This is a genomic window from Photobacterium sp. BZF1 (assembly GCF_014349205.1).
GTDB lineage: Bacteria > Pseudomonadota > Gammaproteobacteria > Enterobacterales > Vibrionaceae > Photobacterium.
In genome coordinates, this window is the sequence record NZ_JACSOF010000038.1 from 22,509 (window position 1) to 46,421 (window position 23,913).

Below are 23,913 nucleotides of genomic sequence, written 5' to 3' on the forward strand. Positions count from 1 at the left end.
AACTAAAAGTTAATGATGGAGATTGAATGATCAGCTAGCAAATGAAAAACAGAACAAGCGGTTGGCTTGTTCTGTTTCTGGGGTTTTAGGTGAGGGCTTCTACCTTTCGCTAGGGTGTGTCCAAGCGAATTTTTCAAAAGGTTTATCTGTTTGGGTATGGGCCAACGCATTTGTGAAGTTGGAGATTAACTTCGCAGACAGGCCAGTCAGCACCTCCAGTGCTTGTCTCTTGGTGTATCCTGCATCCAAGAAAGCTTGCAGCCGCTCGTCGCCAATGTGGCCACGGTTATCCAACAGTGCTTTTGCAAAGTCATGCAGTGCTTGCAGTTTGGCGTCGGGGATGACAGTGCCTTCACGCAAAGCTTCAATCACTTCTTCTGGCATCTTGCCTGCTTTCATCATCCAAGTGTGGCCGGGAACGCAATAATGGCAGTTGTTTTCGAAATTAGCTGTCATGAATACGACTTGTTGTTCCAACGGGCTAAATGTGGTGTTTTTCATGAATAAATCAAAGGTCGTATTGTAGGCTTCGTACGTTGCCGGAGCCTCTGCCAAAACGCTGTGCAGGTTGGGTAACATGCCAAAGCCTTTTAGGGACTGCGCTACCAACTCTTTTGATTCTTCTGGTGCATTGTCTGCGGTGTAGTAGGTGAACTTGCTCATCTTACTGCTCCTGTTAAAAATTGGCGTCAAGGTGCGCTTCAAAGCGTTTGAAGTCGTTTTCGATATCGCCATTTTTCATTACGTCATAGCACGCGAATGTCGGTAGTGCAGACATGCCGAAGAAACGGAAGTTAGCATGCATATGGAACATCAAATCGTCGACACTTTTGCCTTCGAACAAGTATTCGCTCTCGTCGTTGAATGATTCTTCTGGCGCATTGAAAGTGAAAGAAAGCATATATTTAGTGTTAGTTTGAGTGCCGCCAGTACCGTAGTTTTTAGTCGGGTTTTCTGAGCTGCGACCATCAAAATTACACAAAGTCCCGCCCATACCTGCAGTGAACACATCATCCATATAACGCTTAAAAGACCATGGAATCGTCATCCAGTTGACGGGTGATTGCAAGATGACACGATCCGCCCAGTCAAAGTGGCCAAGTTGCTCATCGACCACAATTTCGTCCTGCATAGTCACAACTCGAACCTCATGCCCTTTGGCTTCTAGCTGGGTTCGCGCTTTTTCTACTAAGGCTGCATTCAATTTGCCTTCTGAAAAAGGTGATGGCTCATGGGCGTTGATGATAAGAACGTTGCTCATAACTAAATCCTTCAATTGATGTCACTGGACTGTACTGTTGTAACGATAATTTTAATCGTTTTGCTTGATGTGGTTTATTATGGTTACCTAGAGTTTGAATGCAATTAGTTAACTTTTAGTAACCTAGCTGTGCACATTAGTTTTAGAACATAAAACTATTTAAATTCATGTGCTTAAATAATTAAAAAATCTCGTGTAATTTTGAAGGTAACTCTATTGTAGTAGTAATTCGTTGTGTTAATGGGGGAGAGCAGCCGATTTACTTGAGCCTCAGAAGTGATCAATACGCAATGCCCAAGAGTATGAAACAAAACGTCTATTACAAGTTTCGTGTTCAACAAAGGTGATTATCATGTTTTTTTGCAAAGCCGATTTTAAGGATATGGATGACAGGTATCGGGCTAATTTGATCAACAGCTTGTCGGGCTTCAAAAGTGCCAATTTGGTCGGCACCCAAGATGGCGCTGGCAATACTAATTTAGCGATAGTGAGTTCTGTCTTTCACCTTGGCGCTAACCCAGCATTGATAGGAATGATCATGCGTCCACACTCAGTAAGGCGAGATACGCTTGAAAATATCTTGGCGGCTGGTGAATACACAATAAACCACGTCAACCACGAGATATGGCAGAAAGCACACCAAACGTCAGCCCGATATCCGGAAAACGTTTCTGAATTCACTGAAGTTGGTCTGACTCCCCAATGGCGGGATGGAATAAATGCACCTTTTGTTGCAGAGAGTCGTTTGAAGTACGCTTTGGCTTTGCGATCTTGCCAGACACTAGAAATAAACGGTGTTGAAATGGTGGTCGGGGAGATCACTCATCTAGAGTTCGAGGAAAGTGCTGCGACTGAAACGGGTTACCTAGATATCGAATCATTGGGGAGCGTGGCAATTTCAGGTCTTGATAGTTACCACGTAACTCAACGCCTTGGCCGGTTGAGTTATGCCAAACCCGGGAGAGAGGCAAAATTAATATGAAAGTAATTACCATTTAGTGGCAGGCTGTCACTAAATGGTGAACTAATTAGATTTCGACATTGGTGGTTAGTGAGGCATAGATCATTGTCTTGTAATTAAAATTATTAATATGCACATATTCCGAGAAAGATCACGGTTCAAATAGAAGCCTTGTATAAAAATTAAACAAATGCTGCTATTCAGTGCAAGTTAGTTATCAAAGGTAGAGCAAAAAACTTGGCGACTGCGTACTTGGCATTAGTGAAAAACAATTCCTTAAGGAGCTATTATGTGGTTAATATTTGCTTTTGTGTGGTTGTTTTTATCTGTAGTTGTTGCTGTTTTCGCGACTCTTCGAGCTCATTCAGGGACTGACTTCTTCGTTATATCTTTGATTATTTCACCCTTAGGGGCAGTTATTCTTGCTGTCTTTTTGCCTCCTGTTGAAGATACCGCTACGACAATCAATGAGATAATTAAAGTTGATGATGAGTGGCAAGATGCTGCTTATTTTGATGTTTCAGTCAGGAATGCAGTTGAGATAATAAATGATTCTGTTCCTCTAGCTCAGGTTGACAGCGCCATCAATGATTTACGTACACTTTACTTCCAGTCGGGGAAAGTACCGGTATCAAAATCAGATCTTAATTTGATTATCAATGAAGCAAAATATCGAGAATTAAAAAAGCAACTAAAAGTCTCAGTTTGGAAATAATGTCAATATGGACCTGAGGCAAAGGTATTACTTCTTATTGCGCCAAATTTGATAGTTGGCTTGCTGCATAGCCTTACCGAGCAGGTGGGCTGCAACAGGGGCGGTGATAAATAAGAATAATATCGTACCTATAACTCTAGAGATCACCGTGACTTCTGGCATTGAGAATGAAACGGCTAACAAAAGAAAACAAATCCCCACGGTACCCGCTTTCGTTGCCGCATGCATACGGGTGTAGAGATCGGGCATACGGACAATCCCGAGGCTAGCGACAAGGGTAAAAAAGGTACCGAAAAGTAGCAATATACTGATTAGAATGTCCATAGTTAACCCTTATCAAGTTTCTGTTTGGTGATCAGCCTGGCAAACGCAATAGTGCCGAGGAAAGCGACTAGTGCGAGGGTGATGGCGACGTCGAGCAATGACTTTTGTCCGCTGTCCAGGGTATATACAGCGATAAAACCGATAGTGACGAAAGAAATCAGATCCAAGGCAACCACCCGGTCAGCCAAGGTTGGCCCGAGTATCAGGCGAATAAAGGCGAGCGCCAAGCTAATGATCAAACCAATGTAGGAGAGTTGAATGCTTATCTGAAGGAAATCAGCCACGTGTTACCTCCAATATCCGGGCTTCGAGACCTTGTTTGATGTCCTTTTTCACGCTGTCATGGTCAGGCGCAAACATGACATGCAAGATGAGGAATTTCTTGTCTGGTGTGACATCAAGGCTCAAACTACCCGGCGTCAATGACACCATGTTGGCCAACAAAGTTATCTCAAGGTCTGTTTCTGCATCAAGCGGGACGTAGACGATGTCCGGTTGGCTTAAATGGGTAGGGGTTATCACATCCCAGACAACCCTTGCGACAGAAACGATCATTTCATAGCAGAAATAGATAACGAGTTTTACGAATGCCGTAAATTTCTTGAAGTAACCGGTTTTCAATCCGAAAGGTTGGCACAGGCTGAGGATAAAATACCCGACCACAAAGCCGACAATAAAGTCCAAACTGCTGTATTGGCCATTAATCAGTGTCCAAGCCATTGCAAGAAATAGGTTTAGAATAAAATAGCTCATTCTTATACTCCTTTATGGCTCGCCTAATACAGCGTGAATGTACTGTACTGGGTTGAGTACTTGCTCTGCTGCCTCGTTGGCAAACTCAAAGAAGGGCTGAGCGACAAGCCCGATAGTTATCGTCATTACCGTTAAGGTCGCAATGGGCAAGCAATATAGCAACGTGGTCGATAGTGGGAGTTCGACGGCGGTTTGTTTTGCTACCGGTGCTTTCCAGAAGGCTTCGCTCCATATTTTCGTCATCGAGAAAATAGTCAGTAGGCCAACCACCAGAGCCGTTGCCGCCAAGAGGTTGTAGTCATTGATAATGCTGGCCTTGATAACGAGAAACTTGCCCCAGAACCCTGAAAGGGGCGGGAAACCGGCTAGTGAAAAAGCAGGGATCAGGAACAGGAAGGCTAACCACGGCATCGCTTTATAGACGCCGCCTAAGTGGCGTAACTGGCTTGTTCCGTATTTTCTTTCGATAAAGCCACCAATCAAAAATAGGTTCGCCTTTACGATGATGTGGTGAATGATATAGAAAATCGCACCGGCAATAGCGATTGGGGTGTAAAGAGCCAAGCCCATAATCATGTAGCCAATCTGGCTGATGATATGGAAAGAAAGGATCTTCTTGATATCAAATTGGCTGGCTGCGCCCAATACACCGGTGAGCATGGTTAAGCCGCTGACCCAAATCAATAGGGGTTGCCAACCGGTTTCGGTAAGCGGGAATACCAAGGTGAAAATCCGGATCAGGGCATAAACCCCAACCTTGGTCAGCAAGGCTGCAAATAAGGCGACAACGGCACTTGGCAGTGTATGGTATGACGCCGGAAGCCAGGCAAACAGCGGGAATAGGGCTGATTTGATGGCAAAGGTAAATAGGAATAGGGCAGATAGCAATGCCGCAGTTTGTGTCTCGACACCCGGGAACTTGAGGTGGAGATCGGCAAGGTTCAAGGTTCCCGTTGCCCCATAGGTCAAGCCGATTGCCAACAAAAAGACCAGAGTCGAAATCAAGTTGAGCAAGACGTATTTGACTGCACCGTCAATCTGCTTGCGCTCGGCATCGACAATCATCAAACCGAACGAGGCGATAAGCATCACTTCGAACCATACATAGAGGTTGAAGATATCGCCGGTCAGAAATGCACCGTATACCCCTGCCAGTAGGACATGGAATAGCACATGGTAGAGGCCGTAGGAGGGCTTGTGCTTAAGATCGGCCATGGCATAAAACACAGTAACCGCACCAATGATTGCGGTGATAACTGTCATTGCGACGGCGAGGAAATCCGCCACGAACACAATACCAAATGGCGCCATCCAGTTACCGAAGGCTACGGCATAAGGGCCGTTTGTGGTGATATCAGCCAACAGCTGCACACTACAAAATACAGACAAGATAACGCTTGAGCCACTGATCCAGTTGATGGTCTTGTGGTTGTTACGGACGAAAAAGGCGCCAGTTGCAGTCAGTAGAGATAATACGACAGGCAGTGTGAGCCAAACTGAGGTCATTGATCCTCCTCTGAATGTTGCATAGCATCGACATCAGCAGAGCCTGTTTCACTGTATGCCCGATAAAGCAACATCAATGCGAAAACCAATAATCCGAAACCGATAACGATGGCGGTCAGAATCAGTGCTTGAGGTAAGGGGTCAGCAGCCCCGTCCGGTGGCAACACCGAGCCTAGATCGATCAGCGGCGGGTTCCCGGGCGTGAGGCGGCCAGCGGTGAAAATAGCCAAATTGACAGCGTTGCTGATTAAGATAAGGCCAAGCAGGATGCGGATAATATGGCGCTCCAGCATCAGGTAGACCCCAGCTGTCACAAACACCCCAACGACCAAGCTCCAAAGTATTTCCATTAGTCGAGTTCCTCATTGACTCTTAGCAAGACCTCGAGCACGCCGCCGATGACGGCAAGGTAGATACCAACATCGAAAATCAGTGGTGTGCCTAATGGTAAAATCTCCTTCCACCAGATCCCGGTTAAGAATGGTTGCCCCATTACAAAGCCGATTGCACCGGCCAGCAAGCTCAGGAACACCCCAAACAAGGCAATATTCAATGGCCTATAGCCAAGTCGCTCCCTGACATATTTCGGCGATTCGGCAAAAATCAGCAGGGTCAAACCGATAACGGCAATCAATGCACCTATGAAACCGCCTCCCGGCGAGTTATGACCACGAAGTAGGAGGTATACGGAAAAGACCATCATTAATACGGAAACAATATGGGCAGTTGTACCGAAAATAAGTGATGGAATCCGGTTTTGCTGTTGGGAGTGATCTTTAAATAGGCTAATGGCTGCGATTGCTGCGATAACGACGACAATAGCCTCACCCATGGTATCGAAAGCCCTAAAATCGACCAAAATAACATTGACGATATTCCGGCCATGCCCTCCAGGAACACTGTTTTGAGCGAAAAAGTCAGCCAGCGGAGAATCAAGGGGTGATTTGGTAATAGTGATAAGCAGCGCTGTAACAGAGACGCCAATAACTGCAGCGATAGCCGCATGAAATGCCCTACGGCCTACAGAATGCTTAGCTACCGTACTGAAATGTGGTAGATGTCGAATTAACAGCGCAACAAATACCACCATCAAGGTTTCAACCAGCAGCAGGGTTTTGGCAACGTCAGGTGCACTGTAAATCATAAAGACCAAGGTCATTAAAAAGCCAATTGCGCCAAGGCCTGCAATCGATAGTAGTCGCGAGGTAGAGAACACGCAGAGTAGGGCAGCGGCTATCAATAGCATTGCGATAGCCATTTCGTACAGTTTAAGAGCAAGGATACGCTCAAGGAAGTCGCCTGTCGGCCAAATTGGGCTCAGCATCAAAATCGCGGCGAGTACCGAGAAGAAAAGCAAAGCATAAATACTGAGTTTGCGTTGTTGTAACCGCGCTGTTTGCCAAGTCGCGACAGAGAGCATCAATGCCATGCATTTTTCAAAAACTTCGCTGGCTACAGGAAGCGTGCCAAGTATCTTGTTCAATGCCTGAGTGACTAATGGCATGTTTTTATAAATGAGGATACCCAGCGCCAAAGTAACCGCACTCATGATTAAGGGAAGGTTTATCCCTTGCCACAATTTAACAGGGCTAGATTGCTTGACTTGATTGATTTCGAATATTGCCGTTGAGAGTACATATTCATTGAGCCAACCTAAGCCGAGGGTCGGAACAATAACACTGCAGCAAGCCAACACCATCGGCGGGATCCAGAAGCCTATTTCAGCCTCGATAGATTTTACTGTAGGGTTATCTTCGATTTTCTCTCGCAAAAATGGTTGAGAAATGACGGCAATGGCAAGGGCAACCATGACTGCATTAATCATAACCAAGGCAAACATCACGATACCGTGGACTTCCAAGCCTGCCTTATAGGCATATTCCTTACTGAGGAATCCCAGCAAGGGGGGAATACCAGCCTTGGAAAGCGCTGCAATCAGGCCGGAGGCAAAACTGAAAATCAGCACTGCCTTCAAGCCGTAAAGTACCCTGATATCACGTGTACCCGTAGCCTTGTCGATATTGCCGACCACCATGAATAGTGCCGCCTTGTAAAAGGCGTGGGCAAGAATAAACAAGATAGCTGCTGCAAGGGCGGTTTCGGTACCTATTCCGAGCAACAAGGTAAGGATACCGAGTATGGTGTTGGTACTGAATGCCAGCATTAGCTTGAGATCTTTTTGCATCAGAGCAATAACGGCTGACCACAGCGCAGTGAAGCCACCAATTGCTATGAGGGTATAAAACCAGACATCGCTGCTGGCATATACAGGGGAAAGCCTCGCCAGCAGGTAGATACCAGCCTTGACCATAGTTGCCGAGTGTAGGAAGGCACTGACCGGCGTCGGTGCTGCCATCGCGCCCGGTAACCAGAAGTGAAAAGGGAATTGGGCAGATTTGGTAAAAGCACCAAGCAAGACCAGCAATAAAGAAGGGGTAAAGTAAGGGTGTTGGATAACACTTTCTTTAGCGTTTACCGCTTTATCGATAATGGTGCTTATCTCGTAACTTCCGGCAATCTGTCCCAGTAATATCAAACCGGCCAACAATGCCAAACCGCCGGCACCAGTGACAACCAATGATTGCAGCGCGTTCTTACGCGATTTCTCATTTTCATGGTTGAATCCGATAAGCAGGTACGAGGTTATCGTTGTGAGCTCCCAGAATACAAACAGCAAGATGATGTTGTCACTCAATACCAGCCCGAGCATCGATAGCATGAACAAGGTGAGGTAGAGATGGAAAGAAAAGCGCTCGGCTTTTTCTTTCATGTAGGCTAGCGCGTATAGCTGGATAAAAAAGCCGATACTACTGATTAAGCCAACGAAAACAAAAGAAAGCGCGTCGAGCTGTATGCTGAAGTTGATGTCCAGGCTTGGGACCCATGACATTGACCATCTCAGGCCAGTCGGGGAGGGTTGGTAGTAAAAGATAGTTGCAGCAAAGATAATAGCAGGAAACACCACGAACCCGAGCAGGTTGAAATGGTGTTTGCCGCTATCCAGTAAAGGTTTTGATCTATCTTGGTTACCAGCCACTGTCGATAATTATCCCTATTGTTTGAATATTGTTATCAAGGTTAATCCATGAACCTTTTTCTTACATCTAAGATACTGTTATTAATGGACAGTCGTCAATTCATTCTCGTGAATAGCGTGGTGGTGTCTTTCGATCAAATTGTGAGTTTCTTGTTGTATACGATAGACCTCATAGCCATCGTAAGAGCATTCGCCGATTTCGTTTCTAGGGCACACGAATCTGTTGCAGTGGTCAATTAATTCGGTTCTGCAGTTAGGACAGTACTTTTTCATAACTACCTCCACATCCATAAAAGAATCTGCTGTTAGTGGTTCCTTCTGATTACAATGTAGACGTGGAAAGTGAAGCTTGATGGCGGCCTTAAATGTGTTTTACAGCTATTTACAATCCATTACAAAAGTAAGAACAAAGACGCATTTAGGCGAGCCTGAGCAAATATGGCTTTGCTGATGCCATAGAACGAAACGAACCGCTTACCAAAGAACAAATCGATAATCCGCCTGAACAAGAACTAGTTAAAGAGGAACAACAAGGCTTTTCACTTGATAGATAGTAAGTAGAAGCCAACCTCACCTTGAGCATTTGGCTTCCATATTTCTCACCAACTAACTCAAGATTCGATAATGTCGAATCTTGCTAGATATTCTTCTTCATTAAGTACCATTAAGAGTAAGGCGTTTTACACTTGCCTCATCCAAATAGATGAGGAAGAAAAATGTCTACTGTACTTATTACCGGTGCCAATCGTGGTCTTGGTTTAGAGTTCGTTCGTCAGTACCTTGATAAAGGTTGGAAAGTGCTGGCAGCATGTCGTGCTCCGCAACAAGCGAGTGAGTTAATTGCGCTGTCGAATGTAGGTCATGTTGAGCTAGTAAAGCTTGATGTGACTTGTGAGAAAGACATTAACGAACTCGGTAAAACACTTGAAGGTAGAGCGATTGATCACCTGATCCTAAATGCAGGTGTACTGGGTGACGACTGTGCAAAACTGGGCGAAATGACCCAATCAAAATGGTTAGAAGTTCTGAATGTTAACACCGTAGCACCAGCTCTACTTATTCAGGCGTTAAGAGAAAATGTTGCAGCTAGCGCGCATAAAACCATCGTTGGTATTTCGACTCGCGTAGCAAGTATTGGTGATAATGGTTCAGGTAACATGTACAGCTACCGCACATCTAAAGCGGCGCTCAATCAGATCTTAGTATCGGCGGCGAAAAACCTCGTTGAGCAAGGCGTTAAAACAGTGGCCGTTCACCCTGGTTGGGTACAAACCGACATGGGTGGTAAAGACGCAACATTCACACCACAAGAAAGTGTTGCTGGAATAATTAATGTTGCTGAATCTATGACGTTAGAAACTTCAGGCAGCTTTCGCGTATTTGATGGATCCGTGATTGAGTGGTAGCTAAACCAGACAGCTGTAAAGCTATTTTTCATTGTACTCCCCCACAAACGGAAGCCTGTGCAGGCTTCCGATGTAATACTTGAAGTCCGATTTCCATTTACATTGCCATGCTCAAGCCGCCATCAATAGGCAAAACCGTCCCTGTAATTGAGCTAGCTGCGCTAGAGCTCAAAAAAGCAATTATCTCGGCAATTTCGCGTGGCTCTGCAATTCGTTTTAACGGCACAGCATTTACAATTTGCTCCATCATCTCGTCGGAGTTCGTGCTGATCATCGGAGTGCGAACTGGACCAGGACAAACAGCATTCACCCGGATATTGTCTTGTGCGTACTCCACTGCAAGCTGCCTTGTCAACGCATCAACACCGCCTTTTGACATACTGTAAGCTGCATGATTAGGTACACCGACCAAAGAAGTCGCAGATGACATATTGATAATTGCCCCGCCACCTTTTTGCTTCATTCCTGATAGCAAATGCTTTGCTGCCATCCAGTGTCCTTTTAGGTTGATCCCCATGATCTTTTGCCACAGCTCTGAGGTGAGAGTTTCTGCGTTATCTTCAAGCACGCTATAACCCGCAATGTTGACTAAAATATCTGCTCCACCTTTTTCTTGGGCAAGCACTGCGACTTTTTGCCAAGTATCTTCAACGCTAACATCACCGACAAAATATTGTGCACTACCACCTTGCAGCTCAATTTCTGTAACAGTCTCTTGTGCAGGGGCAAGGTCAACCCCGATCACATGGGCGCCCAGCTCTGCGTATAGCTTACTGGTCTCCGCACCGATACCAGATGCTGCGCCACTGATCACCACAACTTTATTTTTGAACTCACTCATGATTATCTCCTCTATTTCTTCCAAACGTTCACTGAGCGTGCAATAAACGCGCGGAATGAAGTAGGCTCTTTACCTGTAATATTCTTGATATTGTCATTGAGTAGGTTCTTACCTTCTGCACCCAGTGCAAACCCCTGATAGTTTTCTCGTAATATGTTAAACAACCAGTTGTTACTGTCTGCGACCTCAACACCACCCCAATTAGCGGAGCTCCAATCTTCTGCTGACATCTCTGTATAAGTGATTTTGCGATCTAATGCTTCTGAAAGCAGCTCTGCAATAACATCGCTACTGATCGCATCCGGTCCACTTAAAGTGTATGTCTTGCCTTCATGGGCAGTTGGCGACAGTGCAATAGATGACACGACGTTAGCAATATCTTGAACATCAACATAAGCAACTTCTGCGCTGCCAATGAGTGGCTCCGACCAACCATCTTCATTACGAATACTAGGCGCCAACATAGTGGCGAAGTTCTCCATAAACATCAGCGGACGCAGGAAAGTGTAGTTAATGCCGCTTTCTCTAGTGAGCGCTTCGCGTTCAAAAATGAATTCACTACACAACTTAAATACCTCAGGGACATCGGCTGTGGAGCCCGTTGAGTGGATAATATGCTTCACTGTCCCTGCAGCTTGAGCAGCTTCTATATAAGCTTTTTCAAACTCCCCAGGCACAGCTAGCAAGGTTGCAAAATAAACAATATCAACCCCTTCAAATGCGGGTTTGAAGGTCTCTGGCTTAAGTAAGTCCAACTCAACCACATCAACGTTTTGCTGTGATGCAAAATGTGCACGTCCCACTTCCAGTTCCGCTTCTCGGATCCCAGCTTTAATTGTGACATTTGCGTTTTGCAGATTTTTAATTGCACGTTTTGCAATATTGCCAGTCGCACCGGCGAACAATAGAGTTGTCATAACATGTTTCCTCAGTGTTGTTTTGTTGCTGACAAATGTACTCCTGAGGACTATCGTGATAAATATCACCAATTAAACTTCTTTAAGCACTTTTTAGTGCATAATGACCAAAGTCACAGTTAGAGAATCAAGTAACGGCTATGTCCTGCATACCAACCAATCTATGCAGTCAAAAAACCTAACAGTAAATTTGAGGTCGATGATGATGTCCGGGGCATTGGTATCATAAAAGAAGAATTTGACTAAGCTATCCGGATCTGAGAGACGAAGGACAGCAGTTTGGTGGGGCATAAGTTACGTGACTCAAAATTGATCTTGACCGCTACTAAGCTGCAAACGACAAAATTCAAGTATTAGATGAGAGCCCTTCTTTAAAATCGAGCTCGTCAGAATCATTAGTGTTAAATTAGGTAAGTACTACATCATGATGGTCTAGAGAAGAGCAGGAAGCCAATATGTCGACGATTTCAACCTCCAAAGAGGAACTTCAAGAAGCCATTATCGAGAGCTTCAATAAACTGATGATAGATTACGACTCAATACCCGAAGAGTGGACCAAAAAAGCTGGCGTTGAAGGTAACATCAAAGGAACTGAAATTACTATATCTGACACAGTAGCGTATTTAGTTGGTTGGGGAGCTTTAGTTCTCAAGTGGCAAAAAGTCTCAGAAAATAATGAGGAGGTCGATTTCCCTGAAACAGGATACAAATGGAGCGAACTTGGTTTGCTTGCGCAACATTTTCATCGTAAATATGACAACGTCCCATTTCGAGATCTATTGAATGAACTAGAAAATACTGTCACCAAAATTTTGCAGCTCATCTCTCGCTTAGATAATGACGTTCTGTATGGTGAACCATGGTACAATAACTATACACTTGGTCGCATGATTCAGTTAAATACATCCGCACCAATGAAAAACATGCGGACTAAAGTTCGACGGTTCAAGAAACAAAATAATATCTTATAAGTATCACTGAACATGTTCTGAAGTTACCAGGTGTTTGTCGATAACAGTTCTAATTAGGAAAGCAAGGCTTCTCGTAACAACGTGCATTAAGAAGTTGAGCGTCGCTGACAAAGAATGGGGTATAACCAACCCAAGGCTTACGGTTTATGCTAACGGGTCATTTTACGACATTTAGTGACTATTTGGCCAAAGGTCAGTGGCCTCAACCTATCGATGATGTAGGATATTATCTAATTCTACCCATAGTCGTTTCCCGAATGGCGACTCATTAAGGAACATAATGAAAATCAAGCATCTTTTGTTGCCAGCCCTTGCTGCTTTTGCCTTAAGTGCCTGCACATCAACACCGACTGAAAGCGTTGAGCAGGTCGATGTACTGTATCCAAGTACTGCAACCTTATTCGATCTATCACCTTCTGGCGAGCAACTTGTCGCGGGTATGGCAATGACGCAAAAGGTCACTGACATCCGTCGTACTAGTGACAAAGCAGTAGTTTGTATCGAAGACCGCTGTGCGTATTCGGTAGCGCTGCCGAATGAAAAATTTGAGTCCCTTCTTTCTGAGGGCCAGGTATTACCCATGTCACGAGCTGTAGTAGAACTCGATGGTGTAGAGCTACTTCACCAATAAATGCCATGGACAAAGCCCAGTGAGTACATGACTGGGCTCTATTTTGGGCTCCATTTCTCCAAACCAGTGGCTATCAGGTAGAGAAGAAGTTACAGATGGTGGTTGCCAAGGTGTTCGACACAAATATCCCCACCTTCCCAATTCGCTTTGTAGATGGTCATCCCCATACTGCCATTGCGTTGTGGAGAATCAGTTTGGTGCTCAAAGCCATAAGCTGAAGCCATTCCGACAAGCTGGCGAATATTACCCTGTGTAACATCAAAGTAATGGTGGGCATGACCGCTAATGACTGTCCTCTTACGCTTGAAACAGCGAACAACCTGGGCTTGGTTTTCAATACCAATCTGCTTAAACCATTGATCACTGACAGTAAGGATAGGGTGGTGAGAAATAATGATATTCGCTGGCTGCCTGATGGCCTTTTGCAAGGCTGCGTGCGCTTTTCTCGTCACTCGGCCTGCACCTAACTCCAAGCTGTGACCCAAGGGCTTGCTGCTGGTATCGAGAAAGTGGATCGGAAAACCATGCACTGTGGCGGATTGAACAACTTTTACCTTACTGCTGCTAAAACTTTTTTTCATGCAGTCAATATCATCGTGGTTTCCCGCAAGTGCATAGCAGTGTGCAATGTTATTTCTGGCTTCAATGTACGATCTGATTCGATGGTAAGCAGCTGGGACAGCAGCATTGGCCAGATCACCGGTAAGCAGTAAGATATTGTCATCGGTATCCTGATCAACAATGTCCAGCAGCGTTTCTAGGTTAACATCAGCCTCACCAACGATGTCAGCCAAATGAGTGTCAGTGATCTGGTAAATCTTCACGGTTGTCCTTCCGTTTGCTTGATAATTGATTCATCAATCAGAGTGTTAGAGTGATTGAAACCGCAAGGTTAATGGAATGCAATATGTTAGGCAATCGATCGTTTAGGCTCTGCTAGCGCTGAGGGTACAGTTCAGCCAGCCTCTGCAGTTGTTGCCCATGGCAATTGAAGTTGCTGGGGGACAGCCAAGCCTGGTGCGCGCTTGAAATTTCAGGCCATTCACTATCGATAATGGCATACCAAGTCGTGTCTCTATTTCGCCCGTTGTAAACAATCGCTTGTCTGAAAAGTCCTTCATAGCTAAAGCCTAACCGCTCTGCTGCACGACGGGAGGGGTGGTTGAGTGAGTCACACTTCCACTCGCAGCGTCGATAACCTAGGGCTTCAAAGGCATGTTGAATTAACAAGTGAATAGCTTCGGTGGCTGCAGGTGTTTTTTGCAGTGCTGGCGAGAATAGGAAATTACCAACCTCGATAACCCCCATCTGGGGAACGATCCTCATATACGAGCAGATACCAACCGCTTTGCCGGTGTCAGGGTTAATAATGGCAAAGAACAAAGGATCTAGGCTTTGCTCCAGCGGGGTGAGCCAGTCGAAGAAGCTTTCTTGACTATCAAAGGGTCCCATGAACATGTAAGTCCACAAGCGGTTTTCTTGGTCTGCGGAGAAAGCTTCAAACAAGTCATTCCCGTGGCGGGTGGGGCAAAGTGGTTCGACGCGGCAAAATTGACCATTAAGGGTCACGGGCTCCGGAGTGCTGGCACCTCGCCAGTCAGGCATCGGTGTGCCGATAGGTTGTTGTAGCTGGTTGAAATTCATAGCATGTTCCAAAAGATTGTGTGGCGATATTCTTCGTGAAACCAACAGATTACTACCGACTGTTGAGATATTTCTGTGGTACGTGTTAGAAAATTTTGATTTACACCATTGGTTGCAGATTTTATGTTGCTTTAAAATGATGCTACCACGATTGATACACTTTCTAAGTAATGACCGGAGCTGATATTGATACAGAAAGCATGGATCCCTCATATTGAACAACGACTAGGTCTTAGCCTGTCACAGTTAGAGGGCCTTGAAGGGGCAAACGCACTTTGCCAGGCGATGGTGACGTCGATTCCGTTTGAAAACTTGGATGTGTTATCCGGTATTTCCATTAACGATGAAACTTGCCATTTGTACCAGAAGTTGATCCTTTCTCAACGCGGTGGTGTGTGTTTCGAGCTCAATAACTTCTTGTACGAACTGCTGATGCACTGCGGTTATTGCGTCTATCGCGTTGCGGCAAGAATGTTCGTTGATGGTGAACTGCGGGATGTTGCAAATCATATTGCTCTTGTTGTTGAACTGAATGGTGAGAAGTTTATCGCGGATGTTGGCGATGCCCGGGCAATGTCTCAGGTTATTCCAATGAATGGTCGCCGAGGTTTTGAGGAACTCGGTATTACTCATAAAATAAAGCTTATCAGTAAGGACTACTACCAGTTGTGGTTGCATGACAATGAAGGCGCGTCACCACGTTACCAGTTTAATGATGAGCTCTATCATCGCAGAGACTTCAAAGCGGCGATTGCATTTATAGAGCATGATGAACGATCAATTTTCAATAAACAGTGGGTGGTTTCAAAGTTACAGGGTGACTGTCGGATCGCGTTGTCTGACGAGCATGTAGCAAGAACATCCAGTGGGGGCAAAACCATTACCCCGTATCATCCTGATGAGAGACCGACCCTATTGGCTGAATTGTTTGGCATTGTTACTCGTTAAACAAACCTAATTCAGGCCACATCTGAACAATTTGGGGATTATGCTAAATCAGAAATGCCTCACTCTTCGTTGGAGCAACAACTGATTCAGTATTTGTCGTTTTTGACTTAACAAAGGTAAATGCTTTGAAAGTGTAAGTAAGAGCCATCGTTGGTGGCGAACCAAATGATTGATTTTATGGCGACATTTATAGTGTTCTTTGCTGTAATTGATTCTTAGAGTCCCACATCACTTAAATAATCAATTAGAGCTCTTACGGCATGGGGCATATATTCACGCGAAGTAAAATAGAGATAAACAGACAACTCTGACGGCCAAAATGCCTTTAGGACTGGCACTACCTCTCCTCGCTCTAGCTCCTTAGTTACAACCCATTCTGCCAGCCCGATAATTCCCCAGTGGTTACATAACAGTGCTTTGCCTGCAGTAAAACTATCTACAACGATGCGACCTCTTGGTAGGAAGCTGTGTTCCGTTTTGCCATCATATAGGCTCATGCTGCGAACCTTCCCACTCTCTATCGAACGTATAGGAATACACTCGTGTAAAGTCAGTTCATCAAGCGTGCTAGGTAGACCTTTTTTTTGGGCGTAAGTCGACGATGAAAACAGACCGATACGGCCTGTCATAATCCGCTTAGCGATCAGCCTTGAGTCTTGGTTTAGATATGTTCCGATGCCAAGGTCAAATCCATTGGCAACGAGATCGATGCTCGCATCACTAAAATGAAGATCGAGTTCAATATTTTGGTGTTTTTCTGCAAAACGCATGAGATAAGGCAAAAGGGTATCTACGCCTAATGAGGTGCTAGGCAGGTTAATTTTGATTGTTCCTGAAAGCTCATTATTGACTGTCTGGCTGTTTGAAATAGCAGAGAAAATCGAATCTACAGCCGGAGATAGCTTCTCAACCAACTCTCGTCCCGCTGAAGTGAGGCTCAATGAGTGTGACGAGCGATGAAACAATTTGAGTTTCCATTCATCTTCAAGCTTGTTAATGGCTTTACTAACCGCAGGCGTTGAAATGCCTAAGTTTCTTGCCGCAGCTGAAAAGCTCTTCTCTTTAGCGACCTCAATAAAAATCGGTAGCTGACTTGGTAGTGATTTCATAAACTTTTAGTTAAAGATAGTGTGATTACTGGATTATAGATGGTTTAAGAGATCTCATCTAACATGAATGTCAACGCAATTGAAGAATGAGATTTCACTATGTTCAAGCAACTTACTACTGCATTATTATTTTCTGTATCGCTTGCCGCATCTGCTCAGCCCAACACTGCAGGTGATACCACGATTGAATCTGTGATCGCGATGCCCGCGGGTCACTTCTTCGAAAACCTGACTTACAAGAATGATAAAGAATTAGTTGCGACCGACTACACAGGCATGTCGCTCTACCAATACAGTGAAAGCGGCGTTGCTAAATTGTTCGCTAAGGTAGACGGTCATCCGGTATCAATTCGTTTCGATGAAAATGGCAACGGCTTACTCAGCGTCCACGAAACCTCCATTATGCAAGGCGCGAGCTTTCTAGAAAGTATGGCGTTATATAAAGTAACGCAAGATGGCCAACTTACTCGTATCAAGGGGCTAGAGCAAAGTGCTTTCCTAAACGGCATGGTTTATCTAGGGGAGCAACAATACCTAATTGCAGACGCGGCGCATGGTAAGATTTTCCACTTTGATATGAATACCTCCAAACTGTCGATTTGGCTAGAAGATGAAAAGCTTCAGGCGCTGCAAGAACGCCCAGGGCTGCCTGGTGTTAATGGCATCCAGCTTCACAAGGGTGAGCTTTACTTCACTAACTCAGCTCAGCAACTATTGGGTAAAATTGGGATCAAAAACGGCAAGGCTGTTAAGCTAGAGATCATAAATAGAGGCATTCAAGCGGATGATTTTATTATTGATGAGCAAGGAGATTGGTTTATAACGACTCACCACCATGAAGTAATTAAATATACTCATGACGGTAAACAATCAGTGCTGGTCAGTCACGGTATTGAAGGCAATACTGCTATTCAGATGAGTAAAACTGAAGCTGATGTTTTCTATATAACCAACGATGGTGGTTTGTTGTTTGGCGGTACAAACCCAGCAGGTCTACACAAAGTAAAATTTTAACGTCTACAGTGAGCACATCAACGGATATAACTGGTAGTCCCTAGAGTTAATAATTATGCAGTTCTGTTTTTAATTGATTTCGTAAATGAACGACTATCAAGTGAAGCTGGCTAAATTTAAAGGCGAGTTCACTTGGCATGGTCATAAAGATACGGATGAGTTGTTTTTAGTCGTTTCCGGCTCAATGCGTATCGAGTTTAGAGATAAAGTCATTGAGCTAAGTGAGGGCGAAATGTATGTGGTACCAAAAGGTGTCGAGCACAAACCTGTTGCTGAGAGAGAGTGCCACGTTATGCTTATTGAACCTAAAGGCGTTGTTAATACGGGTGATGCGCAGAGTACTCTAAAAGCTGAGAATGATGTTTGGGTATAAGCGGCGAACTTAATAATAATTTCAATATGGGCAACGTCTGTTACGTTGCCCTGTTGTTCTAGCTAGGCCAATCAAAAGACTGGGTCTCTAGGGTTTGAATTCTCGGCAGGCACAGCCTTCAAGCCGTCCCAATGTTCTACGATTTTGTAGTTCTCATCAAAACGAAGTAGGTCAGTGACGGTCGTAACAGAATCACCTTCCGTCCATTTCGCATGTATTGCGACAAAGTCACCTGTTACAATCACCTTCGAGATCTCGATGTGTATATCGCCACCCGCCTTCGATATTGCTGTGACAATGTCGATGAGGTTCTGTTTATCAGAAACCCCCTTGAGAATAGCATCAGGATTATGTTGAACAAAATCATCACTAACGTGAGCTTTGATTGCTCTTGTATCCAACCTGTCCCAGGTTGTGTAGAAGTAATCTAATGCTATCGCGCGTAGTTTTTCTTTATCCAAGCAGCTTTTAAAATCTACGCCGGGTCCAGAGGTATAAATTGACGGATCAACTTCTGTTTTAAACTCAGAAACCACATCCCAATGTTCGGTTATCTTACCATTGTTCACTCGATACCAGTCGTAACTAACCTCAATGGGTTTGCCTTCTAGATAGTCGATGCTCTGTGTTAATACGATGTCATTTTCCGCGAGAGAACGGACATTCTCAACTTTAAATGTTGGCATTTTCTCTTTAAAGAATTTTATAACACCGACTAAAGCTTCTCCTCCATCCCTGCCATTAGGAACATGCTGTATGTACCTATGTTCGCTTATAAAATTGAAGACACTATCCGGATCTTTAAGGTTGAAATTGCTTTTAGATGAATTGACCGCTGTTTCAATGTTCGAACGTTGAATCTCACCAAGTACCTGACAATCAGCAATAGCAAAACTTGATGATGAGGCCATTGCAACAAACAATGCTGCTTGATTAGTTAATTGAATCATTCTCACCCTGTCACTTATTTGGAAACCACTGAACAGTATAGGCAACCTGAGCGATGGGGCATGAAACACGTTTGTCCATCTAAAAAGCTATTATGAATGGACATGCCAGTGCGTTGCTTTAATCAATGTACTACGCATTGTCTAATAAGTAGCTTTTGAAATGGCTGGCTACAGCTGACGCTTTTGTTGGTGGGTGGTAATACAGATTCAAACTCCAAATACTGGTTTCGTAGTCGTCGAGAATAGGGGTGAGTTGTTTATCAGATACCGGCTTATCAACGATAAAGGCTGGTAGATAGGCGATACCTGCTCCTTTGATTGCGCTTTGCAACAGTAAATCGCTGTCATTCACTTCTAGCGATTTTGGCACTTTGATCATCTGGGTTTCGCCGTTGCGCTCAAAAATCCAATCATTGCTGCCGGTGAGTGTGGTTGCAAATAAGCATTGGTGCTTAGAGAGTTCAGTGGGGAGTTCCGGTGCCGGGTTTCGCTCTAGGTACTCAGCAGAGGCTACGGCTACAAATGGGCTTTGCATTATTTCCCTTCGAACTAGGTGCAGGTCTTTCTCCTGGTAGCCTTGGTAGCAGGCATTGGCACTAATTACCAAATCGGCCTCGACAGCATGGTCTAGTGCCCAAGGGGTCACGTTAAGATTAAAGGTGACATTTGGGTGGGATATTAGATAGTTGCTGATTTTATCCATCAGGAAATTATTGGCATATACCGGGGTACATACAATATTGATATGGCCTTTGTCTTGCTCCTGATAGTCTTGCAGGCTTCGACACAGTTGCTCGGCGTTATCAACCAAAGGCGAAAACTCATCGACCAGTTTTTGGCCTGCAGGGGTGGCCGTCAGCAATCGGTTGGTACGGCGGCACAAGGTGATACCAAAGCTTTGTTCGAGATCCTGTAACCAACGGCTTCCGGCAGAGACGGAGATATTAAATTTCCGTGCAGCGGCTGAAATGGAGCCGGTACGGATGACGTAGACAAAAAAAGCCATCTTATCGAGCATGGTTTCTCCCTTATGGTAATGCAAAAGCAGGCTTTCTTGCCGAAAGCCTGCCGATATTTCTAATAGTTAAAGTTAAGCTGTGGCTTCTGCTGTTTTAGCAGGGATTTTCTTACCAAGTTTCTTAGCCATAGCTTCTTCCATTTTCTCCAAGCTGACGCCTTTGGTTTCCGGAACGTATTTGACCACTACAAACATACAGATTAGCGATAGCGCGGCGAATAACCAGAAGCTGAATGCACCGTTGAAGTTCTCTCTCAAGAAGGCATTTTCATTCAGCATTGGGAACGATTGGGTAACCAGGAAGCCGGTAAACCACTGGGCACCTACCGCGATAGCCATTGCACGTGAACGGATACTGTTCGGGAAGATTTCAGAAATCATGGTCCAGCACGCACAGCCCCAAGACGTTGCGTACGAAACAACGTATAGACAAAGAGCGAACAGGGCAGCGTAGCCTTCAGTGCCGGTGTAAAGTACAAAACCAACCACTGTCATACCTACGGCACAGCCGAATGTACCGTATTTCATTAGAGGTAGGCGGCCAACCTTATCAATCAGATACATACCCAATGCGTTACCCAGAATGAACACGACACCAACGAATGTAGTCTGGAACAGAGCATTCTCGGTGCTGCCAGTGATTGGGCGCAGGATTTCTGGCGTGTAGTACATGATAACGTTGATACCGGTCAGCTGCTGGGCTGCCGCGACGAAGGTACCGATCACCAAGATAGCGAACAGCAGCGGTGAACGTAGGCTAACTTGTTTCTTGCCTGGTTGATTAGAATCCGCCAGTGATGCTTGGATCTCGCCGATCAGCTGGTCAGCATGTTTCGGATTAGAGATGCGCGATAGGGTATCTTTGGCTTGATCAATTTTGCCTTTGAGTACCAACCAGCGTGGTGATTCGGGAATAAGGAACAAGAGTCCGGCAAAAAGAGCGGCAGGAATGACTTCTGAACCGAGCATCCAACGCCAGCCCATATCAACCAGCCATGCTTCACTCATACCTTTTGCAATTAGGTAGTTAACATAGAACACACCAGTTTGGCCCACAACAGCAGACTGCTGGAACATACTCACGGCACGGCCACGGAAATCTTTTGGAGCCACTTCAGACATATACATAGGTGAAACCACACAGGCCAAACCTACTGCGACACCGCCAACGATGCGGAGCATGACATAGAAAGAGAAGGTGGTAGCCAGTGCAGAGCCAATGGCAGAGATCATGAAGAGTATGGCGGCAATGAAGAGGGTGTTGCGACGTCCGTATTTTAGGGCGGACCAACCGGCGCTGACGGCACCGATAATACTACCTAGAACAACACTTGAAACTGCCCAGCCTGTCTGTGCCGGGGTTAATCCGAAGTGCTCCCTGATTGGACCGATGGCGCCTGAAATAACAGCAGTATCGTAACCTAATAAAATTCCCCCTAGGGCTGCGATACAACAAATTCTGATTATATAAGCAAAATTATGTTTTCGGGCCTCGGCCGCGGTTGTGGATGACATGTTCTACTCCTTTATGAGATTCCCGTCTCTTACTCAACCATCGAATAAGTTTGAGCTGGGTAGCTTTCCAATGCGCTAATTACTGTAGGGTATTTGCATCGGTACTATTCATATCACCAATATTATTAATAGTAATTTATTGCTTTGATAATAATTTTCCACTTGGTGACGGCGTAAATCATAAGCGCACAGGATTTATACGGCTATAGCGAATAGGTGGTTTTGTCTAAAAATGATACTTACGTCAAATTGCGAAAAATATTTTCCGTGAGATTGTTTTTCATTAAGCTATTGTTTTATATGAATTAAATGTAACTGTGATCTTGCTCAAGAAATTCTTCCAAGCCGCATGATTACTGGGGTTTTTCATTTTGCTCAGAAAAAATGAAAACGATTGTAACGAGTGAAAAATATTTTTCGTTTATATTTTTTCGGTTATAGTGATTTCCAGTGAAGCAAATGGTGCAGATTGAAAAACGGTTCAGAGATTCCAAAAGAACATATTCCACTGGACTGACCACAATCGTCACCGACCCGGAATTTAATAATCAAAAAATTGGAGTACAAACATGAGCAATGTTCAATATGGAATCAGCCCACTGACCTGGACTAACGATGATATGCCAGAACTTGGCGGCGAAATCCCATTGGAAACATGTTTGAGTGAAATGGCGGAAGCTGGCTTTACTGGTACTGAACTAGGTACTAAATACCCACGTGAGCCAGAAGTACTTATCCCTCTTCTAGAGCAACACGGTCTGGTTCTAGCCTCTGGCTGGTACAGCGGTAACTTGATGACACTAACAGCTGAAGAAGAAATCGCTGCGATGCAAGAGCACATCAAACTACTTAAAGCTGCGGGTTGTAACGCGATGGTATTTGGTGAAGTGAGCAATACCGTTCACGGTGATATCAACACTCCACTATCTCAGCGCGTTATCCTGACTATGGATGAGTGGAAAACTTACTGCGAGAAGTTAACCACAGTAGCTGAGTACCTACTTAACGAGCACGGCATCAAGCTGTCTTTCCACCACCACGTGGGCACTATCTGTGAAACTGAAGACGACATCAACCTAATGATGGAGCTTACAGGCGATGCTGTTCACCTAACACTGGACACAGGCCACATTACATACGGCGGCGGTAACCCTGTCACCATGATCAAGCGTTGGGGCCACCGTATCGGCCACATGCACTTTAAAGACCTACGTTTAGACGTTATGAAGGCCGCTCGTGATGCAGATAAATCATTCCTTAACGCAGTTCTTGATGGTGTATTCACCGTTCCTGGCACTGGCGACGTTGATTACGATGATGTTTTCGCTGCACTGAAAGAGCGCGATTACAAAGGCTGGCTACTGGTTGAAGCTGAGCAGGACCCTGCAAAAGCACACCCACTAACTTACGCCAAGACTGCATACGAGAATATCACTGGCTACGCAAAGAAATACGGCCTGTAAGTTAAGGCTTTAAGGTAAGGGGGCAGGCTAGGCCCCCTTAACACCTCACCGCAGAAATCAAACGCAACTGTAGTGAGAAAAGGATTTATTTTTCGAATATCGAAAAACGAGGAAGACAATGAAGACTGTACGCCTGACTGTTGCTGAAGCACTTGCTAAGTACCTTGCAGCACAAATGATTGAAATTGATGGAAAGAAAGAACAACTTTTTGGTGCCGCTTTTGCGATTTTCGGTCACGGCAATGTGACGTGTTTCGGCCAGCAGCTAAAGAATATTGAAGATAAAATTCCAACCTGGCGTGGTCAGAACGAACAGTCGATGGCAACTGCGGCCATTGCATACGCGAAAGCGAACCAGCGTCGTCGTATCGGTATCGCAACCAGCTCTATCGGCCCAGGTGCAACCAATATGGTCACCGCTGCCGGTATCGCGCACACTAACCGTCTGCCTCTTCTTCTTATTGCTGGTGACGCTTATGTTAGCCGTCTACCAGATCCAGTTTTGCAACAGCCGGAGAACTTCGAAGATCCGTCTGTGACATCAAACGATGCCTTC

26 protein-coding genes are annotated in these 23,913 nt (G+C 45.0%); 10 read left to right on the forward strand and 16 right to left on the reverse strand.

Annotated elements, in window-relative coordinates:
* Positions 1-99: 99 nt before the first annotated feature.
* Positions 100-663: a carboxymuconolactone decarboxylase family protein gene (locus BIZ37_RS10605; RefSeq protein ID WP_187461482.1), complete on the reverse strand. Its 564-nt coding sequence runs from the start codon at positions 661-663 to the stop codon at positions 100-102.
* 13 nt (positions 664-676) lie between these two features.
* On the reverse strand, positions 677-1,261 hold the full coding sequence (locus tag BIZ37_RS10610; protein ID WP_107296876.1) for an NAD(P)H-dependent oxidoreductase: 585 nt from the start codon (positions 1,259-1,261) through the stop codon (positions 677-679).
* A 352-nt stretch (positions 1,262-1,613) separates the two neighbouring features.
* Between BIZ37_RS10610 and BIZ37_RS10615 the strand changes: the two genes are divergently transcribed.
* Positions 1,614-2,243, forward strand: coding sequence for a flavin reductase family protein (locus tag BIZ37_RS10615; protein WP_187461483.1), 630 nt, complete (start codon positions 1,614-1,616; stop codon positions 2,241-2,243).
* A gap of 268 nt (positions 2,244-2,511) precedes the next feature.
* A complete protein-coding gene (locus BIZ37_RS10620) occupies positions 2,512-2,937 on the forward strand; it encodes a hypothetical protein (RefSeq protein ID WP_187461484.1) in 426 nt (141 codons plus the stop codon).
* Between the two features lie 27 nt (positions 2,938-2,964).
* Here BIZ37_RS10620 and mnhG read toward each other — a convergent pair whose 3' ends face one another.
* The 6 genes from mnhG to mbhE are packed head-to-tail and all read right to left on the reverse strand — an operon-like array spanning position 2,965 to position 8,410.
* The gene (mnhG, locus tag BIZ37_RS10625) at positions 2,965-3,261 is read right to left on the reverse strand and encodes a monovalent cation/H(+) antiporter subunit G (RefSeq protein ID WP_107296873.1); all 297 of its coding nucleotides are present in this window, start codon (positions 3,259-3,261) and stop codon (positions 2,965-2,967) included.
* A 2-nt stretch (positions 3,262-3,263) separates the two neighbouring features.
* Positions 3,264-3,545: a monovalent cation/H+ antiporter complex subunit F gene (locus BIZ37_RS10630; RefSeq protein WP_107296872.1), complete on the reverse strand. Its 282-nt coding sequence runs from the start codon at positions 3,543-3,545 to the stop codon at positions 3,264-3,266.
* A complete protein-coding gene (locus tag BIZ37_RS10635) occupies positions 3,538-4,014 on the reverse strand; it encodes a Na+/H+ antiporter subunit E (RefSeq protein ID WP_187461485.1) in 477 nt (158 codons plus the stop codon). The genes BIZ37_RS10630 and BIZ37_RS10635 overlap by 8 nt, the downstream gene beginning before the upstream one ends.
* Before the next feature lie 12 nt (positions 4,015-4,026).
* Positions 4,027-5,520, reverse strand: coding sequence for a proton-conducting transporter membrane subunit (locus BIZ37_RS10640; RefSeq protein ID WP_187461486.1), 1,494 nt, complete (start codon positions 5,518-5,520; stop codon positions 4,027-4,029).
* Entirely contained in the window at positions 5,517-5,870 is a 354-nt protein-coding gene (locus tag BIZ37_RS10645; RefSeq protein ID WP_187461487.1) for a Na+/H+ antiporter subunit C, read from the reverse strand. Before BIZ37_RS10645 ends, BIZ37_RS10640 begins: the two co-directional genes overlap by 4 nt.
* Entirely contained in the window at positions 5,870-8,410 is a 2,541-nt protein-coding gene (gene mbhE, locus BIZ37_RS10650; protein WP_187461503.1) for a hydrogen gas-evolving membrane-bound hydrogenase subunit E, read from the reverse strand. The genes BIZ37_RS10645 and mbhE overlap by 1 nt, the downstream gene beginning before the upstream one ends.
* Before the next feature lie 863 nt (positions 8,411-9,273).
* On the opposite strand from mbhE, the gene BIZ37_RS10655 reads away from it, so the two are divergent.
* Positions 9,274-9,963: an SDR family oxidoreductase gene (locus tag BIZ37_RS10655; RefSeq protein ID WP_187461488.1), complete on the forward strand. Its 690-nt coding sequence runs from the start codon at positions 9,274-9,276 to the stop codon at positions 9,961-9,963.
* 97 nt (positions 9,964-10,060) lie between these two features.
* On the opposite strand, the gene BIZ37_RS10660 is transcribed toward BIZ37_RS10655, so the two are convergent.
* On the reverse strand, positions 10,061-10,804 hold the full coding sequence (locus BIZ37_RS10660; RefSeq protein ID WP_187461489.1) for an SDR family NAD(P)-dependent oxidoreductase: 744 nt from the start codon (positions 10,802-10,804) through the stop codon (positions 10,061-10,063).
* Between the two features lie 11 nt (positions 10,805-10,815).
* Positions 10,816-11,721, reverse strand: coding sequence for an NmrA family NAD(P)-binding protein (locus BIZ37_RS10665; protein WP_187461490.1), 906 nt, complete (start codon positions 11,719-11,721; stop codon positions 10,816-10,818).
* A gap of 455 nt (positions 11,722-12,176) precedes the next feature.
* Here BIZ37_RS10665 and BIZ37_RS10670 point away from each other — a divergent pair, with 455 nt between their 5' ends.
* Positions 12,177-12,692, forward strand: a complete 516-nt coding sequence (locus BIZ37_RS10670) for a ClbS/DfsB family four-helix bundle protein (protein ID WP_187461491.1) — start codon at positions 12,177-12,179, stop codon at positions 12,690-12,692.
* Between the two features lie 280 nt (positions 12,693-12,972).
* Positions 12,973-13,323 carry a hypothetical protein gene (locus BIZ37_RS10675; RefSeq protein WP_187461492.1) on the forward strand — a complete coding sequence of 117 codons (351 nt, stop codon included), beginning with the start codon at positions 12,973-12,975 and terminating at the stop codon, positions 13,321-13,323.
* Positions 13,324-13,412: 89 nt separating this feature from the next.
* On the opposite strand, the gene BIZ37_RS10680 is transcribed toward BIZ37_RS10675, so the two are convergent.
* Positions 13,413-14,147 (reverse strand): metallophosphoesterase, encoded by a 735-nt coding sequence (locus BIZ37_RS10680; protein WP_187461493.1) that lies wholly within the window; start codon positions 14,145-14,147, stop codon positions 13,413-13,415.
* 112 nt (positions 14,148-14,259) lie between these two features.
* On the reverse strand, positions 14,260-14,967 hold the full coding sequence (locus BIZ37_RS10685; protein ID WP_187461494.1) for a GNAT family N-acetyltransferase: 708 nt from the start codon (positions 14,965-14,967) through the stop codon (positions 14,260-14,262).
* A 186-nt stretch (positions 14,968-15,153) separates the two neighbouring features.
* Between BIZ37_RS10685 and BIZ37_RS10690 the strand changes: the two genes are divergently transcribed.
* Entirely contained in the window at positions 15,154-15,915 is a 762-nt protein-coding gene (locus tag BIZ37_RS10690; protein WP_187461495.1) for an arylamine N-acetyltransferase, read from the forward strand.
* A 215-nt stretch (positions 15,916-16,130) separates the two neighbouring features.
* Here the strand turns inward: BIZ37_RS10690 and BIZ37_RS10695 are convergent, their stop codons facing one another.
* The gene (locus tag BIZ37_RS10695; RefSeq protein WP_187461496.1) at positions 16,131-17,024 is read right to left on the reverse strand and encodes a LysR family transcriptional regulator; all 894 of its coding nucleotides are present in this window, start codon (positions 17,022-17,024) and stop codon (positions 16,131-16,133) included.
* A 99-nt stretch (positions 17,025-17,123) separates the two neighbouring features.
* On the opposite strand from BIZ37_RS10695, the gene BIZ37_RS10700 reads away from it, so the two are divergent.
* The gene (locus tag BIZ37_RS10700; protein ID WP_187461497.1) at positions 17,124-18,038 is read left to right on the forward strand and encodes a hypothetical protein; all 915 of its coding nucleotides are present in this window, start codon (positions 17,124-17,126) and stop codon (positions 18,036-18,038) included.
* A gap of 85 nt (positions 18,039-18,123) precedes the next feature.
* Positions 18,124-18,411 (forward strand): cupin domain-containing protein, encoded by a 288-nt coding sequence (locus BIZ37_RS10705; RefSeq protein ID WP_187461498.1) that lies wholly within the window; start codon positions 18,124-18,126, stop codon positions 18,409-18,411.
* 71 nt (positions 18,412-18,482) lie between these two features.
* Here BIZ37_RS10705 and BIZ37_RS10710 read toward each other — a convergent pair whose 3' ends face one another.
* The 3 genes from BIZ37_RS10710 to BIZ37_RS10720 form a co-directional block, all read right to left on the reverse strand.
* Positions 18,483-19,361, reverse strand: coding sequence for a nuclear transport factor 2 family protein (locus BIZ37_RS10710; protein WP_187461499.1), 879 nt, complete (start codon positions 19,359-19,361; stop codon positions 18,483-18,485).
* 130 nt (positions 19,362-19,491) lie between these two features.
* Entirely contained in the window at positions 19,492-20,379 is an 888-nt protein-coding gene (locus BIZ37_RS10715; RefSeq protein WP_187461500.1) for a LysR family transcriptional regulator, read from the reverse strand.
* 72 nt (positions 20,380-20,451) lie between these two features.
* Positions 20,452-21,894: a sugar porter family MFS transporter gene (locus tag BIZ37_RS10720; RefSeq protein ID WP_187461501.1), complete on the reverse strand. Its 1,443-nt coding sequence runs from the start codon at positions 21,892-21,894 to the stop codon at positions 20,452-20,454.
* Between the two features lie 569 nt (positions 21,895-22,463).
* Between BIZ37_RS10720 and iolE the strand changes: the two genes are divergently transcribed.
* The gene (gene iolE / locus BIZ37_RS10725; protein ID WP_187461502.1) at positions 22,464-23,357 is read left to right on the forward strand and encodes a myo-inosose-2 dehydratase; all 894 of its coding nucleotides are present in this window, start codon (positions 22,464-22,466) and stop codon (positions 23,355-23,357) included.
* A gap of 118 nt (positions 23,358-23,475) precedes the next feature.
* A partial coding sequence (locus tag BIZ37_RS10730; RefSeq protein WP_255526733.1) for a thiamine pyrophosphate-binding protein occupies positions 23,476-23,913 on the forward strand: 438 nt, incomplete at its 3' end.

Excerpts from the sequence above, each read along its gene's own strand:
- BIZ37_RS10685 (WP_187461494.1), bottom strand. The coding sequence starts at position 14,967 with ATGAATTTCAACCAGCTACAACAACCTATCGGCACACCGATGCCTGAC.
- BIZ37_RS10720 (WP_187461501.1), bottom strand. The coding sequence starts at position 21,894 with ATGTCATCCACAACCGCGGCCGAGGCCCGAAAACATAATTTTGCTTAT.
- BIZ37_RS10700 (WP_187461497.1), top strand. The coding sequence starts at position 17,124 with ATGTTCAAGCAACTTACTACTGCATTATTATTTTCTGTATCGCTTGCC.
- BIZ37_RS10615 (WP_187461483.1), top strand. The coding sequence starts at position 1,614 with ATGTTTTTTTGCAAAGCCGATTTTAAGGATATGGATGACAGGTATCGG.
- BIZ37_RS10715 (WP_187461500.1), bottom strand. The coding sequence starts at position 20,379 with ATGCTCGATAAGATGGCTTTTTTTGTCTACGTCATCCGTACCGGCTCC.
- BIZ37_RS10635 (WP_187461485.1), bottom strand. The coding sequence starts at position 4,014 with ATGAGCTATTTTATTCTAAACCTATTTCTTGCAATGGCTTGGACACTG.
- BIZ37_RS10665 (WP_187461490.1), bottom strand. The coding sequence starts at position 11,721 with ATGACAACTCTATTGTTCGCCGGTGCGACTGGCAATATTGCAAAACGT.
- BIZ37_RS10645 (WP_187461487.1), bottom strand. The coding sequence starts at position 5,870 with ATGGAAATACTTTGGAGCTTGGTCGTTGGGGTGTTTGTGACAGCTGGG.
- BIZ37_RS10660 (WP_187461489.1), bottom strand. The coding sequence starts at position 10,804 with ATGAGTGAGTTCAAAAATAAAGTTGTGGTGATCAGTGGCGCAGCATCT.
- BIZ37_RS10610 (WP_107296876.1), bottom strand. The coding sequence starts at position 1,261 with ATGAGCAACGTTCTTATCATCAACGCCCATGAGCCATCACCTTTTTCA.
- BIZ37_RS10710 (WP_187461499.1), bottom strand. The coding sequence starts at position 19,361 with ATGATTCAATTAACTAATCAAGCAGCATTGTTTGTTGCAATGGCCTCA.
- mbhE (WP_187461503.1), bottom strand. The coding sequence starts at position 8,410 with ATGTCATGGGTCCCAAGCCTGGACATCAACTTCAGCATACAGCTCGAC.
- BIZ37_RS10695 (WP_187461496.1), bottom strand. The coding sequence starts at position 17,024 with ATGAAATCACTACCAAGTCAGCTACCGATTTTTATTGAGGTCGCTAAA.
- BIZ37_RS10655 (WP_187461488.1), top strand. The coding sequence starts at position 9,274 with ATGTCTACTGTACTTATTACCGGTGCCAATCGTGGTCTTGGTTTAGAG.
- BIZ37_RS10620 (WP_187461484.1), top strand. The coding sequence starts at position 2,512 with ATGTGGTTAATATTTGCTTTTGTGTGGTTGTTTTTATCTGTAGTTGTT.
- BIZ37_RS10675 (WP_187461492.1), top strand. The coding sequence starts at position 12,973 with ATGAAAATCAAGCATCTTTTGTTGCCAGCCCTTGCTGCTTTTGCCTTA.
- mnhG (WP_107296873.1), bottom strand. The coding sequence starts at position 3,261 with ATGGACATTCTAATCAGTATATTGCTACTTTTCGGTACCTTTTTTACC.
- BIZ37_RS10605 (WP_187461482.1), bottom strand. The coding sequence starts at position 663 with ATGAGCAAGTTCACCTACTACACCGCAGACAATGCACCAGAAGAATCA.
- BIZ37_RS10670 (WP_187461491.1), top strand. The coding sequence starts at position 12,177 with ATGTCGACGATTTCAACCTCCAAAGAGGAACTTCAAGAAGCCATTATC.
- iolE (WP_187461502.1), top strand. The coding sequence starts at position 22,464 with ATGAGCAATGTTCAATATGGAATCAGCCCACTGACCTGGACTAACGAT.
- BIZ37_RS10640 (WP_187461486.1), bottom strand. The coding sequence starts at position 5,520 with ATGACCTCAGTTTGGCTCACACTGCCTGTCGTATTATCTCTACTGACT.
- BIZ37_RS10705 (WP_187461498.1), top strand. The coding sequence starts at position 18,124 with ATGAACGACTATCAAGTGAAGCTGGCTAAATTTAAAGGCGAGTTCACT.